This window comes from Sphingomonas sp. (assembly GCF_036731925.1).
GTDB lineage: Bacteria > Pseudomonadota > Alphaproteobacteria > Sphingomonadales > Sphingomonadaceae > Sphingomonas.
This window is the reverse complement of the sequence record NZ_DAINDJ010000002.1, coordinates 54,656-69,346: the sequence shown is the minus strand read 5'-3', so window position 1 is coordinate 69,346 and position 14,691 is coordinate 54,656. Positions and strand designations below refer to the sequence as shown.

At 68.3% G+C, this 14,691-nt stretch carries 16 protein-coding genes; 13 read left to right on the top strand and 3 right to left on the bottom strand.

Features of this window, described 5'->3' with window-relative positions; translation table 11 throughout:
* The first annotated feature begins 56 nt into the window (after positions 1-56).
* From V7E00_RS09770 to V7E00_RS09760, 3 genes are read left to right on the top strand one after another with little or no spacing between them, the layout of a single operon-like run.
* Positions 57-1,133 carry a cysteine desulfurase family protein gene (locus tag V7E00_RS09770; protein WP_333572478.1) on the top strand — a complete coding sequence of 359 codons (1,077 nt, stop codon included), beginning with the start codon at positions 57-59 and terminating at the stop codon, positions 1,131-1,133.
* The gene (locus V7E00_RS09765; protein WP_333572477.1) at positions 1,130-2,212 is read left to right on the top strand and encodes a cysteine desulfurase family protein; all 1,083 of its coding nucleotides are present in this window, start codon (positions 1,130-1,132) and stop codon (positions 2,210-2,212) included. Before V7E00_RS09770 ends, V7E00_RS09765 begins: the two co-directional genes overlap by 4 nt.
* Positions 2,209-2,544, top strand: a complete 336-nt coding sequence (locus V7E00_RS09760; protein ID WP_333572476.1) for a 2Fe-2S iron-sulfur cluster-binding protein — start codon at positions 2,209-2,211, stop codon at positions 2,542-2,544. Before V7E00_RS09765 ends, V7E00_RS09760 begins: the two co-directional genes overlap by 4 nt.
* Positions 2,545-2,547: 3 nt before the next feature.
* Here V7E00_RS09760 and V7E00_RS09755 read toward each other — a convergent pair whose 3' ends face one another.
* Entirely contained in the window at positions 2,548-2,745 is a 198-nt protein-coding gene (locus tag V7E00_RS09755) for a hypothetical protein (RefSeq protein WP_333572475.1), read from the bottom strand.
* Positions 2,746-2,815: 70 nt separating this feature from the next.
* Here V7E00_RS09755 and V7E00_RS09750 point away from each other — a divergent pair, with 70 nt between their 5' ends.
* The 8 genes from V7E00_RS09750 to V7E00_RS09715 all read left to right on the top strand — a co-directional run bounded on the left by V7E00_RS09750 (position 2,816) and on the right by V7E00_RS09715 (position 10,105).
* On the top strand, positions 2,816-5,503 hold the full coding sequence (locus tag V7E00_RS09750) for a bifunctional [glutamine synthetase] adenylyltransferase/[glutamine synthetase]-adenylyl-L-tyrosine phosphorylase (protein ID WP_333572474.1): 2,688 nt from the start codon (positions 2,816-2,818) through the stop codon (positions 5,501-5,503).
* A gap of 13 nt (positions 5,504-5,516) precedes the next feature.
* The gene (locus V7E00_RS09745) at positions 5,517-5,987 is read left to right on the top strand and encodes a peroxiredoxin (RefSeq protein WP_333572473.1); all 471 of its coding nucleotides are present in this window, start codon (positions 5,517-5,519) and stop codon (positions 5,985-5,987) included.
* Entirely contained in the window at positions 5,984-6,787 is an 804-nt protein-coding gene (locus V7E00_RS09740) for a ferritin-like domain-containing protein (protein WP_333572472.1), read from the top strand. Before V7E00_RS09745 ends, V7E00_RS09740 begins: the two co-directional genes overlap by 4 nt.
* Before the next feature lie 123 nt (positions 6,788-6,910).
* The gene (locus tag V7E00_RS09735) at positions 6,911-8,080 is read left to right on the top strand and encodes a M23 family metallopeptidase (RefSeq protein ID WP_333572471.1); all 1,170 of its coding nucleotides are present in this window, start codon (positions 6,911-6,913) and stop codon (positions 8,078-8,080) included.
* A gap of 47 nt (positions 8,081-8,127) precedes the next feature.
* On the top strand, positions 8,128-8,472 hold the full coding sequence (erpA, locus tag V7E00_RS09730; RefSeq protein WP_333572470.1) for an iron-sulfur cluster insertion protein ErpA: 345 nt from the start codon (positions 8,128-8,130) through the stop codon (positions 8,470-8,472).
* 10 nt (positions 8,473-8,482) lie between these two features.
* Positions 8,483-9,253, top strand: coding sequence for an exodeoxyribonuclease III (gene xth / locus V7E00_RS09725; protein ID WP_333572469.1), 771 nt, complete (start codon positions 8,483-8,485; stop codon positions 9,251-9,253).
* A gap of 211 nt (positions 9,254-9,464) precedes the next feature.
* A complete protein-coding gene (locus V7E00_RS09720; RefSeq protein ID WP_333572468.1) occupies positions 9,465-9,743 on the top strand; it encodes a hypothetical protein in 279 nt (92 codons plus the stop codon).
* Between the two features lie 95 nt (positions 9,744-9,838).
* The gene (locus V7E00_RS09715; RefSeq protein ID WP_333572467.1) at positions 9,839-10,105 is read left to right on the top strand and encodes a hypothetical protein; all 267 of its coding nucleotides are present in this window, start codon (positions 9,839-9,841) and stop codon (positions 10,103-10,105) included.
* A 49-nt stretch (positions 10,106-10,154) separates the two neighbouring features.
* On the opposite strand, the gene V7E00_RS09710 is transcribed toward V7E00_RS09715, so the two are convergent.
* Positions 10,155-11,312, bottom strand: coding sequence for an N-acetyltransferase (locus V7E00_RS09710; RefSeq protein WP_333572466.1), 1,158 nt, complete (start codon positions 11,310-11,312; stop codon positions 10,155-10,157).
* Between the two features lie 152 nt (positions 11,313-11,464).
* Between V7E00_RS09710 and V7E00_RS09705 the strand changes: the two genes are divergently transcribed.
* Both V7E00_RS09705 and V7E00_RS09700 read left to right on the top strand, forming a co-directional pair.
* A complete protein-coding gene (locus V7E00_RS09705) occupies positions 11,465-12,562 on the top strand; it encodes a fatty acid desaturase family protein (protein ID WP_333573843.1) in 1,098 nt (365 codons plus the stop codon).
* Between the two features lie 183 nt (positions 12,563-12,745).
* Positions 12,746-13,543 (top strand): polysaccharide deacetylase family protein, encoded by a 798-nt coding sequence (locus V7E00_RS09700; protein ID WP_333572465.1) that lies wholly within the window; start codon positions 12,746-12,748, stop codon positions 13,541-13,543.
* A gap of 25 nt (positions 13,544-13,568) precedes the next feature.
* Here the strand turns inward: V7E00_RS09700 and V7E00_RS09695 are convergent, their stop codons facing one another.
* Positions 13,569-14,663: a hypothetical protein gene (locus tag V7E00_RS09695; RefSeq protein ID WP_333572464.1), complete on the bottom strand. Its 1,095-nt coding sequence runs from the start codon at positions 14,661-14,663 to the stop codon at positions 13,569-13,571.
* Positions 14,664-14,691: the final 28 nt, after the last annotated feature.

Sequence of the window (14,691 nt, the reverse complement as noted above, 5' to 3'; positions counted from 1 at the left end):
CGCAGGAACTTGGCCGCTATATAGGCAGCCGGTCCCTTCACGCAATTGGAACGCCATTGGCCGCTCGACTCTATCTGGATCACGCCGCGACGACCCCGATGCTGCCGGAGGCGGTGGCGGCGGTGGTCGAAGGCATGCAGTGCTGGGCGAACCCGTCGTCTCCGCATGGCGACGGTCGCGCGGCGCGCGCCGCGCTGGAGGATGCGCGGCGCCGCATCGCGGCCGCTTATGGCTGGGCGCACGAGCTGCTGCTGACCAGCGGGGCGAGCGAATCGCTGGCGATCGCAATGGGCCGTAGCGTCGCCGCGCGGCGGCTGATCACCGCGGTGGAACATGATGCGGTGCTGCGGCTCGGGGAGGGCGCGCACGTGCTGCCGGTAGCGGCGAACGGCCTGCTGGATGCCGCCGCGCTGGCAACCGCGCTGCAGGGCGCGGGTCGGACGCTGGTCTGTGTGCAATGGGCCAACAGCGAGACGGGCGTGCGCCAGCCGATCGCGGCCATCGCCGAACTGGTGCACGGCGCGGGCGGGCTGTTGCTGGTCGACGCCGCGCAGATGCCCGCGCATGCCGATGTCGAGGTGCTCCGCCACGCGGATCTGGTGGCCGTATCCGCCCACAAGCGCGGCGGGCCGCCGGGAATCGGCGCGCTGCTGGTGCGCGATCTGGGCGTGCTGCTGCCGACCGGCGGGCAGGAGAAGGGCTATCGGCCGGGGACCGAGAACCTGCCCGGGGCGCTCGGCTATGCGGCAGCGCTTGCGGTGCCGGAGGACCTGACCGAAATGGCGCGGCTGCGGGCGCGGCTGGAGGCGGCGATCGTCGGCGCCGGCGGCGCGGTCGTCGGGGCCGAGAGCCCGCGCAGCGCGCTGATCGGCGCCTACAGGATGCCGGGCGTTTCCGCTGCGGCACAGCTGATCCGGTTCGACCTTGCGGGCATCGCGGTTTCGGCGGGAAGCGCCTGCTCCTCGGGGAGCATGCGGCCAAGCCATGTGCTGACCGCGATGGGCTGGGCGGAACCGGCGCTGCGTGAAGTGGTGCGGGTCAGCTTCGGTCGGACGACCACGGAAGCGGATGTCGACGGTTTCGCCGAACGCTGGTGCGCCACCTTCGCCGATGCGCGGGCGCGGGCGGCATGATCTATCTCGACTATCAGGCAACCACGCCGCTCGATCCGCAAGCGCTGGCCGCGATGCTCCCCTGGCTGGAGTCGCAGCATGCCAACCCGCATTCGCCCCACGCGCCGGGCCGCGCGGCGAAAGCGGCGGTGGAAGTGGCGCGCGGGCACGTGGCGGCGCTGCTGCCGCCGGGGGGCACGCTCGCCTTCACCAGCGGCGCCACAGAGGCGCTGAACTGGGCGATCAAGGGCACGACCGGCGCGATCGTGACGCTCGCCACCGAGCATGCCGCGGTGCTGGATACGGTGGCGGCGAGCGGCAGACCCGCAACCGTGCTGCCGGTCGGCCCGGACGGGCTGGTCGATCTGGAGGTCGCGCGGGCGGCGATCGTGCCGGGCACCGGCCTCGTCGCGGTGATGCTGGTCAACAACGAGATCGGGGTGGTCCAGCCCGTCGAGGCGCTGGCCGAGATTGCCCATGCGGCGGGCGCGCTGTTCCTGTGCGATGCCGTGCAGGGCTATGGCCGGGTACCGATCCCGCCGAGCTGCGACCTGATCGCGATCTCCGCGCACAAGATTCACGGGCCCAAGGGCATTGGCGCGCTGTGGGTGCGCGATGGGGTGACGCTGGCGCCGCTGCTCCATGGCGGCGGGCAGGAGGCGCCCGGGCGATCGGGCACGCTGTCGCCGGCACTGTGCGCCGGGTTCGGCGCGGCGGCGAAGGTTGCGGCTGTGCGGCAGGAGGAGGATGCCGCGCATGTGGCGCAGCTCCATGCGGCAGCGGTCGCGCGGCTGGCGAGCAGCTGGCAGCGCAACGGATCGGCAACCCGGCGCTATCTCGGCAATCTCAACATCCGCCGCGACGGCCTGGATGTTGCGCGCCTGATGTCCGATCTGCGCGACATCGCCTTCTCCGCAGGCTCGGCCTGTGCGAGCGGGTCGGGGCGGTCCAGTCACGTGCTCCGCGCGCTGGGGCTTTCCGACGCGCAGGCGCGTTCGAGCATCCGTATCGGCTTCGGCCGGATGACTACCGAGGAGGAATTGATGACCGCACTCGACCGCATTTGTGCCGCCGCTGACGCCCAGCGGGTGGCCGCATGATCCGGGTGCGGTTCGAAGGTGCACGGGAGGGCGCGGTGCAGGAGGTGCAGGCTCCGCCCGGCGCGCGCCTGCTGGAAGTGGCGCAGAATGCCGGGCAGCCGCTGGAAGGCACGTGCGAGGGCCAGATGGCCTGTTCCACCTGCCATGTGATCGTCGCGCCCGCGGACTTCGACCGGCTGCCGCCGGCGAGCGAGGAGGAAGAGGACATGCTCGATCTGGCGATCGGCGCCGTGCGGACCAGCCGGCTCGCCTGCCAGATCGTCCTCAGCGATGCGCTGGACGGCCTGACGGTGCGGATGCCGTCGGCCCACCGCGACATGCAGGGCCGGTGAGCGTCACCAGATGCAGCGAGGATCGCGGTCGTTCAGCTTGGCGAGCAGCGCCGCCATGTCCTGCGGCAAGCCCTGGTCACGATCATACGCATTGGCAATCGCGCGCCCGATCCCGTCACAGGCGCGCGGCGCCTCGATGCGATAGGGAGTCGCCGCGCTTGCCTCTTGGGCCTTGGAGGGTATCGTCTGAACCACGGCCACAAAACGGTCATGTGGTGCATTCGTTGCCTGATATGTCTGCGTTTCACCGCAGCTTTACCGTTTTAGGACAATGAGTCTCGGCGTGATCGACCCCGCATCTTCCTCCGCGATCGAGCGGATTTCCGAACATTCGCCCTTTCTTGGCCTGGCGCTGCAACGCGAGCGCGACATCGCCGAGAATCCCGCCGCTGCGCTGGACGACCCGATCGGCGTCGCCGGCGCGCCGAGCGAAGGGCTGCCGGAGCCCCGGGCGCTGCGCCTCCAGCGACGGCGGCTGGCGCTGATCGCGGCGATCGGCGACCTGTCCGGTGCCTATGATTTCGGCCGCACCACGCGGCTGCTGAGCGACTTCGCCGACGAGGCGCTCGACCGCGCGATCCGTGCGGCGATCCGTGAGCGAACCCCGGAGGCCGAACCGCGGGGCTTCGCTGCGATCGCGCTCGGCAAGCAGGGCAGCCGCGAGCTCAACTACTCGTCCGACATCGATCCCATCCTGATCTTCGATCCGGCGACGCTGCCGTGCCGCCCGCGCGAAGTGCCCGAAGAAGCGGCGGTGCGGATCGGCCGGCGGGTGCTGGAGATCCTCCAGGCACGCGATGGCGACGGTTATGTGCTGCGAGTCGACCTGCGGCTACGCCCCTCGCCGGAGGTGACGCCGATCGTGCTGCCGGTGGAAGCGGCGATCAGCTATTATGAAAGCCAGGCGCTGCCCTGGGAACGCGCCGCGTTCATCCGGGCGCGAGCGGCGGCGGGCGACATCGCGCTGGGGCAGGGCTTTCTCGACGCGATCCGGCCCTTCGTATGGCGGCGCGCGCTGGATTACGGGACGATCCGCGAGATCCAGGACATCTCCCGCCGCATCCGCGACCATCACCATCAGGGGCAGCGTTTCGGCCCGGGCTACGACCTGAAGCGCGGGCGCGGCGGAATCCGCGAGGTGGAGTTCTTCGCCCAGATCCACCAGCTGATCCATGGCGGCCGCGATCCCGCACTGCGCGTGCCCGCCACCCGCGACGCGCTCGCCGCGCTGGCCGCCGCCGGGCGGATCGACGCCGGCGAGGCTGCTGCGCTGGACGAGGCCTATGTCCTCCTGCGGACGATCGAGCATCGGCTGCAGATGATCGATGATCGCCAGACGCATACCTTGCCGAGCGATCCCGCCGCGCTCGATCATGTCGCGCGGCTCCATGGGGTGGCGGACGGGCCAGCGTTGATCGCGCTGCTCCAGCCGCATGTCGAGCGGGTGGGGCGCATCTACGATGCACTGGCCGAGGGCGGTGGCAGCGGCCTGCCCACCGATCCGGACCTGCTCGGCGAGCGCCTGGGCAAGGCCGGCTTCCCCGATTCCGAAACGGCACGGCGCGTCGTGGAAGGCTGGCGCGGCGCGACCTATCCGGCGCTGCGCAGCCCGGCCGCGCAGAGCGCGCTCGAAGCGGTGCTGCCAACGCTGATGGCGGGCTTTGGCGGCGCGCCCGATCCGCAGCATGCGATCACCCGGTTCGACGCGATGCTCAAGCGGCTGCCCAGCGCGGTGAACATCTTTCGGCTGCTGGAAGCGCAACCCGCGCTTACCCGGCTGCTCAGCGCGATCCTGAGCCATGCGCCGACTCTCGCCGAACAGCTCGGCCGCCGTGCGGAGCTGCTGGACGGCCTGATCGATTCGACCGCGCTGGCACCGGTGGGACAGGTTTCCGAGCTGGTGGCGACGATGTCCGCGGCGGAGCGCGGTGCCGACTATCAGTGGCGGCTCGAACATGTCCGCCGCATCGTCAACGAAAAGAGGTTCGCACTCGGCGCGCAGATCGTCGCCGGCGCCAGCGACGCGCTGGAAGTCTCCGCCGGGTATGCGCGGGTGGCGGAGGCAGCGATCGAAGTGCTGGCCGCTGCCGCGATCGAGGAATTCGCGAGCCAGCATGGGCAAGTGCCCGGCAGCGAGCTGGTGATCCTGGCGCTGGGGCGGATGGGGGGCGCGGCGCTCACCCATGCCTCGGATCTGGACCTCATCTACCTGTTCACCGGCGACTATGCGGCGGAATCGGACGGGCGGCGGCCGCTGGGCGCGGTCACCTACTACAATCGGCTGGCGCAGCGGGTCACCGCCGCGCTGTCCGTGCCTACCGCGGCGGGGCCGCTTTACGAAGTCGATACCCGGCTGCGGCCCTCGGGCACGCAGGGGCCGCTGTCCGTCTCGCTCGAAGGCTTTGCCAGCTACCAGGAGAAGGACGCCTGGACCTGGGAGCATATGGCGCTCACTCGCGCGCGGCCGGTGTTCGGCTCGGCGGCGGCGCGGGCGCAGGTGCAGGCGATCATCGATCGCGTCCTGCATGGCGCCCGGCCCGAACGCGACATCCTTGCCGACGCCCGCAAGATGCGCGCCGACATGGCCGCGCACAAGCCGCCGGCCGGGCCGCTCGACGCCAAGCTGCTCGACGGCGGGCTGGTCGACCTGGAATTCGCCGTCCACGTCCAGCAGCTCTGTCACCGTAGCGGCTTTGATCCGCAGCTGGGCCGGGCAATCGATGCGCTGGTGGGGCAGGGCATCGTGCCGCCGGCGCTGCGTGCGGCGCATGATTTCCTGACGCGGCTGCTGGTGACGCTCCGCCTCGTCGCGCCCGACGCGCAGCCGCCGGGCGAGAGCACGCGAGCGCTGATCGCCCGCTCGCTGGCGCTGCCCGATTGGGAAGCGGTGGTTGCGACGCTCGATGCGACGCGGCAGGAGGTGCGCCAATGCTGGGCCGATATCCAGGCCCCAAGCTGACGGAGACCAGGCAATGAGCATCGAGCAGGGCGACGCGCTCCCCAACAGCGCGCTGGTGGCGGCGGACGGCAGCGCGCTGGCGCTTCCCGCATGGGGCGAGGGCACGCCGTTCGTCCTCTATTTCTATCCGAAGGACGACACTTCCGGCTGCACCCGCGAGGCGCAGGACTTCACCGCCCTGATGCCGGAATTCACCGCTTTGGGCGTGAAGGTGCTGGGCATCTCCAAGGATCCGCCCGCCAAGCACCAGAAGTTCACCGCCAAATATGACCTCGCCGTGCCGCTTGCCACCGACGAGGACGGCGCGCTGATGGAAACGCTGGGCGTGTGGGTCGAGAAGTCGATGTACGGCAAGAAATATATGGGCATCGAGCGCTCTACCTTCCTGTTCGACGCTTCCGGCAAGCTTTCTCGGAGCTGGCGCAAGGTGAAAGTGCCGGGCCATGCCGCCGAGGTGCTGGACGCGGCAAAGGCGCTCGGGTGACCGGACGACGCAGCGTAGGGCAGGCGGCGCGGGCGGTGCTCGACGCCGCCGAGCCGACCGAGAAGGTGATGGCCGCCCGCGCCGCCGCGCGCGACTGGCGGCTGGGGCGGCTCGACTTCCGTTTCGACGTTGCCATGCCCGATCGGCCCGCACGCCCGGCCGCGCCCGAGCTTCTGCCGCCGAACCGGATGCCCAAGCGCGGGCGCGGGGGCTCCGAACGTGGCCGGATCGCGCTGATCCATGCGCTGGCGCATATCGAGTTCGTCGCGATCGACCTGGCGTTCGATCTGGTCGGCCGCTTCGGCGCGCAGTTCCCGACGGGCTTCACGGACGATTGGATGCGGGTGGGCGCCGACGAGGCGATGCATTTCGCGTTGCTGGACCGGCGGCTGCGCAGCCTCGGCAGCCAGTATGGCGCGCTGCCGGCGCATGACGGCCTGTGGGATGCGGCGACCGAAACCGCCTATGATGCCAAGGCCCGGCTGGCGATCGTGCCGATGGTGCTGGAGGCGCGCGGACTGGACGTCACGCCGGCGACAATCGAACGATTTCAGGCAGCCGATGACAGCGTCACCGCAAAGATTTTGACCCGCATCGTGCACGACGAGATACGCCATGTAAGGGCTGGTACGGAGTGGTTTGAGTCGGCCTGCAAGGCCGCTGATTGCGCGCCCGAAACAACCTGGCAGGCGCTGGTGCGTACCCACTTTCGGGGTGCCGTTAAGCCTCCGTTCAACGACTCGGCGCGCGAAGCAGCCGGTCTGACGCGGGATTACTACCAAGCGCTTGCCGCTGGCTGATTATCCTCCAAAAGAGTCTCCAAGCGGGACGGCAAGGTCAGGGGCTGCCCAAGCCGTCCGCATCATCTTGAAGTGAAACGTCGGGTCGCTCCGGGTTCGCTTCCATGAATGCGCCGGGGACTCATGGCTGTACCGTCTGAACGCAAGAACGACGATTTCGCACGCAAGTTCCGGGACTTCTTCACCACCCGTGATGTGATTCTCCACGACGGCGGCAAACTGCGCCGCTTCAGCGTGGGCGGTCGTTCGCAGGCGCTGTTCGCCAGCGCCGCGACGCTGACCGTGCTGTTCTCGGGCTACGGCATGTCGCAGGCTATGGCCGGCGCGATCGCCTATACCGCACCGGTTGCCGGATCGCCCGAGGCGCAGGTCGCCGCGATGCGTGCCGAAGTTTCCCGCATGCGCGCCGAGGTTGCTGCCGCGAAGGAGGCCGCCAGGCTCCAGGCCGCCAAGATCGAGCGGCGCCAGGCGGTGCTGAACGCCGTGGTGTCCGGCAAGGCCGATCGTTCGGTGCTCGAGGCCGATCTTGCCACCGGCCCCAAGCAGACCAGCGCGCTGACCGAAGAAATCGTCGCGCCGCTGCGCAAGGTGGAAAGCCGCCAGGTGGCGCTCGCCGCGCAGGCGCAGAAGGTCGGCGAGGCGCGGGTGCGTCAGGCCGCCGCGCGCCTCCAGCATCTCGGCCTCGCGCCGAGCCGCTTCGTGAAGGTCAGCGTCGCGATGGGCGGCCCCTATGAGCCGGTCAGCGACGAAGACGCCGCGGTCGCAACCGGCGCCGATGCCGATGCGCAGTTCCGCTCGCTGTTCGAGACCTGGAAGAAGCTCGACTCGATTGAATCGGGCACCATCTCGATCCCCTCGATGCAGCCGGTGCAGCATGTCAGCTTCACCTCGCATTATGGCGTCCGTTCGGATCCGTTCCGCGGCACCGCTGCCATGCATGCGGGCGTGGACATCCCCGGTGAGCTGGGCACCCCGATCTACGCAACGGCCGATGGAATCGTCGCCCATGCCGGTCGTCAGGGCGGCTACGGCAACCTCGTCGAGATCAACCATGGCCGGGGCCTCGAGACCCGTTATGGACACCTCTCCAAGATCCTGGTGGCGGACAACACGCGCGTCCGCCGCGGCCAGATCATCGGGCTGATGGGCTCGACGGGGCGTTCGACCGGCACGCACCTCCATTACGAGGTTCGCCTGGACGGCCGTGCGATCAATCCGATCCCGTTCATCCAGTCGGGCGAATATATCGCGCAGGCACCGGTGACCGGCGGCGGGGTGGGCGGTCCGCGCTGAGCGCCGACCGCATTGCCGGACGGGCGCCGGCGCATTATCTGACGCCCATGACCACCTCTCTCGACCAGTCCGCCATTGCGCTGACGCCCGCCGCTGCGGCGCGCGTTGCGGCGATCGCCGCCAAGCAGGCCAAGCCCGCGATCCTGCGGCTTTCGGTGGAAGGCGGCGGCTGTTCGGGCTTCCAGTACCGCTTCGGCCTGGCCGAGGGCGTGGAAGCGGACGACAGCGTCGCCGAAGTCGACGGCGTGCGGCTGGTGGTGGATCCGGTGAGCCTGGACCTGGTCCGGGGCGCGCAGGTGGATTTCATCGACAATCTCGGCGGCGCGCATTTCGCGGTGACCAACCCCAATGCGGCATCCGGTTGCGGTTGCGGCACCAGCTTCTCGATCTGAGCACAAGCCTTTGAAAATCGTCAGCTACAACGTCAACGGCATCAAGGCGCGGATCGATCGCCTCGTTGAGTATCTCACCGAGCAGCAGCCGGACATCGTCTGTCTCCAGGAGTTGAAGAGCTCGGACGACACGCTGCCGGTCGCCGCGATCGAAGCGGCGGGGTACGGCGCCGTGTGGCATGGCCAGAAGGGCTTCAACGGCGTCGCGATCCTCGCCAAGGGGCAGCAGCCCGTCGAGCGCCAGCGTGGCCTGGCGGGCGATCCCGAGGACGCGCACAGCCGCTATATCGAGGCGGAGGTCGGCGACCTGATCATCGGCGGACTCTACCTGCCGAACGGCAATCCGCAACCGGGCCCGAAGTTCGATTACAAGCTGCGCTGGATGGATCGGCTGTACGATCGCGCCGCGCAATTGCTCGCGGAGGAGCGGCCGGCGATCCTAGCGGGCGATTTCAACGTCATTCCGAACGACGACGACACCTTCTCGGTGCGCGCGATGGCCGAGGACGCGCTGATGCAGCCGGAATCGCGCGAGCGCTACCGGATGCTGCTCGCGCGGGGCTGGACCGATGCGCTGCGCACGCGCTTTCCCAAGGGCGGGGTATGGACCTTCTGGGACTATCAGGCAGGCGCCTGGCAGCGCGACGCGGGTTTCCGCATCGACCACCTGCTGCTCAGCCCGCAGGCGGCCGACCGCTTCACCGGCGCCGGTGTCGACAAGGACTATCGCGGCCGCGAAAAGGCCAGCGATCATGCGCCGACATGGGTGACGCTGCGCTAGGCGGAGCGCGTTTCCTGTAAAGCAGCGATCGCGTTGGCGTCTGGCGCCAATCTTTGGCCATAAGTGCTGTATTGTGGTACTATGGCACTTTGACGAATTTAGCTAAGTCATTGAAAATGCTCGCCGGTCAAAACTGGCATGGGTCCTGCAAAACATCGAGTACCGGCGAAAGCGAAGGAGCGTCGGACCTCGAAGCAGACAGGAACCTGACATGAGCGCAATTCGCACCACCAACATCCTCGGCCTGATACCGGCCGCCGTGCTGCTCGCCACGACCTTGACTGCGGCTGCATCGGCCCAGGCAGCATCGGAGCCCGAGCAGGCCAAGGTCGCGGCAAAGAAGGACCTTCGCACGCTGGACCCGATCGAACGACGCCTCGTCTGGTGCGTCGAGCGGAAGGCCACCGACGGCGCGACCAAGAAGATCAAGCAGTGCAAGACCCGCGGCGACTGGATCCGCGAAGGCAACGATCCCCTCCGCGAATACTGATCGCCCAACACCCCCTCTGACATCGCAGCAAGCCCAGCAACCCACGCATCGCGTGCGGCGGAACGATCCCGCACGCCATTTTCAGGAGAAGCAACATGACCAACTTCGCTCGTACCGCTCGCATCGGCGCCACCCTGTTCGGCGCCTGCGCCCTGATCGCCATCGGCACGGTTCCGGCCAGTGCCGCCTCGGACAAGGAAAAGCGCGTCGAGGCGCCTGCGCAGACGGAGGCCGGTTCGGTTCGGGTGTGCGTGCAGCAGGAAGCGATGACCGGCACCCGCATCGCCCCGCCGCGCCAGTGCAAGAGCCGCGCCGAGTGGATCAAGGACACCGGCATCGATCCGCTGGCGCCCCGCCGCTAAGCATCGGCCGGCAGCGGGCGGACAGCACCGCCCGCTGCCCCGGTCCGGATCAGAGCGCCTTCTGGTAGATCAGATATTCGCGGTTGATCTTGCTTTCGATCGCGTCGGCAATCGCGATCATTCCCTGGTTGTCGTCCAGGATCCAGCCGATTTCGCCGCGCGTCGCACCATATTTGGTCACCGAGGCACGGCGGATATATTCGATCATCATGAAGGCCAGCTGGCTCGCCATGCGCGAGCTCTGCAGCCGCTTCACCACGCCCATCAGCGGCACGCGCATCGTCCGCGCCTTGGGGCGACGCAGCCACAGCAGCAGCTTGGCCCAGCCGAACGGGAAGAGCGAGCCCTTGAGCGGCTTCAGCGGCTCGTTGAGGTCGGGCAGCGTCACCATGAAGGCCACCGGCTCGCCGTCATATTCGGCGATGCGGATCAGGTCGTTGAACACCAGCGGCTTCAGCTTCTTGCCGACATCGTCCACCTCGGGCTGGGTGAGCGGCACGAAACCCCAATTGTCGCCCCAGGCATCGTTGAGGATGGCGAGGATGATCGCCGCTTCCTCGGCGAACTTGGCCTTGTTGACCTCGCGGATGCGGATGCGCGCATTCTTCTCGCCGGCGGCGACGATGCGCTGCACGATCGGCGGGAACTCCTTGCTGATGTCCAGCTCATAGGTGACGATCTTCTTGGCCGGAGCATAGCCCCGCGCCTCAATCCATCCCTGGTAGCGCGCCGGATGATGGCCCATCAGCACCGTCGGCGCATGGTCATGGCCCTTCACCAGCAGGCCGGGCTCTTCCCAGATCGAGAGGCTAACCGGGCCCAAGGCCTTGGTCATGCCCTTCGCGCGCAGCCAATCCTCGGCCTGCGCAATCACGGCGGCGGCGACCTCGGCATCCTCTGCCTCGAACAGGCCCCAGAAGCCGGTGCCGGGGCCAAAGCCCTGCTCGGGCGGCATCTGCAGCGCCAGCGTGTCGATATGCGCGGAGATGCGGCCGACCACCTTGCCCCCGCGCTCGGCGAGGAACAGCTGGCCCTCGGCATGGCTGAACCAGCCGTTCTTCTTCGGATCGATGGTACCCGCCACTTCGTCGCGGAGCGGCGCGACCCAGTTCGGATCGTCGCCGTTCAGGCGGTAGGCGAGCTCGATGAACGCCTTGGTGTCGGCCTTGCCCGAAACGGGCCGGACCTTGAGATCGGCACTAGCCACGCGGAGTCCCCCAGAAATTCTTGATACGGCGCAATGCAGTCTTGCGTCCGAAGGCGCCTGTCAAGCGCCAGGCATGCAGTGCAGCGCAACGGCCCCATGGACGCCCTGTAATGCCACCTTGTAGCCACTATCTAAGGCCAATGGCACTACCCATGACCCAATCGCTAGCCTTCGATCATCCGGACGCCGAGGTCTCGGCGACGATCGCGCGCATCCGGCTTTCGGGCGTTCCCGACGATCGCGCGATGCTGCGCGCCGCCGCGGAACTGACCCGCGATCTCCACACGCCGAACAAGGCAATGTACTGGACCGACTGCTTCCTTTCGGCGGCGATCGGCTATGCCGGCATGGCGACGGCAATGTTCGCCGCCTCGCCCTGGGTGGCGGTGATCGGCGGCATCATCGCGGTGCTCGCGCTCTATCGCGCGGAGCTGTTCATCCACGAGATCACCCATCTCAAACATTCGCTGCTGCCCGGCTTCCGCCCGGCGTGGAATGCGCTGGTGGGCGTGCCGCTGCTGCTGCCCTCGTTCATGTATGAGGGGATCCACACGATCCACCATGCCCGCACCCGCTATGGTACGGAGCAGGATCCGGAATATCTGCCGCTGGCGCGGATGAAGCCGTGGACGCTCCCGCTGTTCCTGCTCGTCTCGGTGCTGATGCCGATCGGGCTGCTGATCCGCTTCGCCGTGCTGACGCCGCTGTCGCTCTTCTCGCCGAAGCTGCGCCGCCTCGTCGTCGCACGCTATTCGGGGCTGCAGATCAACCCCTCGTTCGAGCGCCGCGCGCCCGAAGGCGCGTTCCGCCGCCAGTGGTTCTGGCAGGAATTGGGCGCCAGCCTGTTCGCGATCACGCTGATCGGCATCACCGTTGCCGGCATCCTGCCGCTGCGCGCCTTCCTCGCCTATGTCGTGATCGTCGCCTGTTCGGCGGTGCTCAACCAGATCCGCACGCTGGTCGCGCATCTGTGGGAGAACGAGGGCGAGCCGCTGACCGTGACCGCCCAGTATCTCGACAGCGTCAACGTGCCGGAGCCGGGCATCCTGCCCTATCTTTGGGCGCCGGTGGGCCTGCGCTATCACGCGCTGCACCACCTGCTGCCGGCGGTGCCGTACCACTCGCTGGGGGAGGCGCATCGCCGCCTGGCTGCCGCACTCGATCCGAGCTCGGCCTATCACAAGGCCAATTACCCCACGCTCTCCGGGCTGGTGGTGAAGCTGGCGCAGGGCACGATGCGCCAGCGCTGATCGCTGCATGATATGGAGCAGAAAGGGCCGGGCACCGGGCGGTGCGCCGGCCCTTTCTTTTGATCCCGCTACCTTGCCCCGCCGCGCCGCCGCGCTAGGCTGATTGCCGCATTTTCCGAGCCGTTGACCGTGCACGGTCAACTTGAAAATGCTCCAGGCTGATCGGCGACGAACAGGGAGAGGATGATGCGAGCGATGTTCCTGCAGGCCGCTGCGCTCTGCGTGCTGGCTGCGGTCGCGCCGACGGCGGTGGCGCAGACCCGGTGGCCGAACGGTGCGAAGGCAACCGTGGTGCTCACCTATGACGATGCGCTGGCTTCGCAGCTCGATCATGTCGTGCCGGCGCTGGATGCCGAAGGGTTCAAGGGGACCTTCTTCCTCGCCAATGTCCAGCAGGCGCATGTCGACCGCTGGCGCAAGGTCGCCGCCGGCGGCCATGAACTTGGCAACCACACGGTCTTCCACGCCTGCAGCAAGACCAGCTATCCGGCCGATCCCCGCTATGTGAGCGAGGCCTATACCCCCGCCAGCATGCTCCGCGAGATCGAGCAGCAGAACGTCTTGCTCCATGCTCTGGACGGCCGGCAAAGCCATGGGATGGCTACCCCGTGCGGGCAGAGCCTGGCCGGGGGCGCCGATTATCTGGACGACCTGCGCAGGGCCAGGCTGGTCACCTATGTGCGCGGCGTGGTGGATACGCCCGACGATGCCCGGGCGAACGTGGCCAAGGTGGATCCCATGCACATCCCGGCGCGCGGGTTCGGCGAGGGTGCGACGGCGGAAAAGATGATCGCCTATGTTCGCGAGGCGGAGCAGGGCGGCGGCTGGGCCGTGTTCCTGTTCCACGGCGTCGGCGGGGATTATCTGGCGGTGCCGGATGCCGAGCACCGCAAGTTCGTCGCGTGGCTGGCAGCGCATCGCGGCGAGGTGTGGGTGACGACGCTGCAGGGGGCGCTCGACTGGGCCAAGGCGCACCCCTGAGACCGACGCCGCGACCAGGCACGGCCTAAGGCTTCTCGCCTGGCTTCAGTCCCAGTGCAGACCAGGGGATGATTGCCCAGTCCGGTGCGTCGCAGGCGCGCTGCACGCGGGCGAAATAGGCGCCGAGCCACAGACCCTTGTCGGAAAGCGCCCAGGCGGGGAAATCCCAGACCTCGGGATCCGAATAATCGCATTCGTCTTCATCGCCGGCGGCCGGCGCTGTCATGTCTTCGGGATGATACCGCTTGAGCAGCGCCACCACGCCGGGCGCGAAGCGCTTGCTGCGGTAGCTGTACCAGGCGTCGCTGTCTTCGGCAGGGATTGGGCCCGAGCCGAAATGCAGCAGGTCGTCCAGCTTCAGTTCGCGGCCGGTCCGCATGTCGTAGCTGTACCCGGCCGTGCCGAAGTCCGGATGCGCGGTGCCGGCACAGCTCCAGCTCCCGTTCCAGACATAGCTGACATGGTTCGCGCCCAGCCAGGGCCGCTTCGCCTCGGCCACGTCGGTGCCGGGTCCGCCCTCGTACCCGGTGCAGGCAAACCACGCCGATACATTGGCCCATTGGTTGCGGGCGAGCGCGTGGTTGACCGCCGCCAGCGCCGGCGCCGCATAGCCGCTCTCGATGCGGAACAGCCGGATGCCCGACAGCGCCTCCCGATACCAGCGGATCGTCTTGCCGTTGATCGTCTCCGCCTTTTGCGGTGTGAGCTGGAGCCCGGTAAGGTGCCAGCGCTCGTAGGCGCTCAGCTTGGGCGGCAGATCGGCAGGCAGATCCGCCGGCGTGCCGGCCGCATGGAGGCTGACGGGCAGGCGTCGTGCCTTCGCCGTGGTCAGCGTGCCGTCGAGCCTCGTGCCGCGCCGCGTCAGGTGCAGCTTGTCGCCGGTCGTTCGCGACTCCAGGTCGAGCGTCTGGCCCTGCACCGCCCCCGAAAGATCGATGTCCAGCCGGGAGGACAGATAGAAATACTGGCCGGAGACCTCGGCCTTGTCCTCGCTCAGCGTCATCACGATGCGCGCGGTGCCGACGGTGCCCTGGTAGAGCTGGTCGGGTCCGGCCCAGGCGACGCCGGGGGCGAGGGTGAAAATGGCCGCGGCAAGCAGGCGGAATGGCGCTGTCGTCATGATCTCAGGCATACCATCGCGGCGTCAT

Bases quoted from the DNA above. Each gene is read 5' to 3' on its own strand.
- V7E00_RS09750 (WP_333572474.1), top strand. From the start codon at position 2,816: ATGAGTCTCGGCGTGATCGACCCCGCATCTTCCTCCGCGATCGAGCGG.
- V7E00_RS09705 (WP_333573843.1), top strand. From the start codon at position 11,465: ATGACCCAATCGCTAGCCTTCGATCATCCGGACGCCGAGGTCTCGGCG.
- V7E00_RS09695 (WP_333572464.1), bottom strand. From the start codon at position 14,663: ATGACGACAGCGCCATTCCGCCTGCTTGCCGCGGCCATTTTCACCCTC.
- V7E00_RS09765 (WP_333572477.1), top strand. From the start codon at position 1,130: ATGATCTATCTCGACTATCAGGCAACCACGCCGCTCGATCCGCAAGCG.
- V7E00_RS09735 (WP_333572471.1), top strand. From the start codon at position 6,911: ATGGCTGTACCGTCTGAACGCAAGAACGACGATTTCGCACGCAAGTTC.
- V7E00_RS09745 (WP_333572473.1), top strand. From the start codon at position 5,517: ATGAGCATCGAGCAGGGCGACGCGCTCCCCAACAGCGCGCTGGTGGCG.
- erpA (WP_333572470.1), top strand. From the start codon at position 8,128: ATGACCACCTCTCTCGACCAGTCCGCCATTGCGCTGACGCCCGCCGCT.
- V7E00_RS09715 (WP_333572467.1), top strand. From the start codon at position 9,839: ATGACCAACTTCGCTCGTACCGCTCGCATCGGCGCCACCCTGTTCGGC.
- V7E00_RS09700 (WP_333572465.1), top strand. From the start codon at position 12,746: ATGATGCGAGCGATGTTCCTGCAGGCCGCTGCGCTCTGCGTGCTGGCT.
- V7E00_RS09720 (WP_333572468.1), top strand. From the start codon at position 9,465: ATGAGCGCAATTCGCACCACCAACATCCTCGGCCTGATACCGGCCGCC.
- V7E00_RS09760 (WP_333572476.1), top strand. From the start codon at position 2,209: ATGATCCGGGTGCGGTTCGAAGGTGCACGGGAGGGCGCGGTGCAGGAG.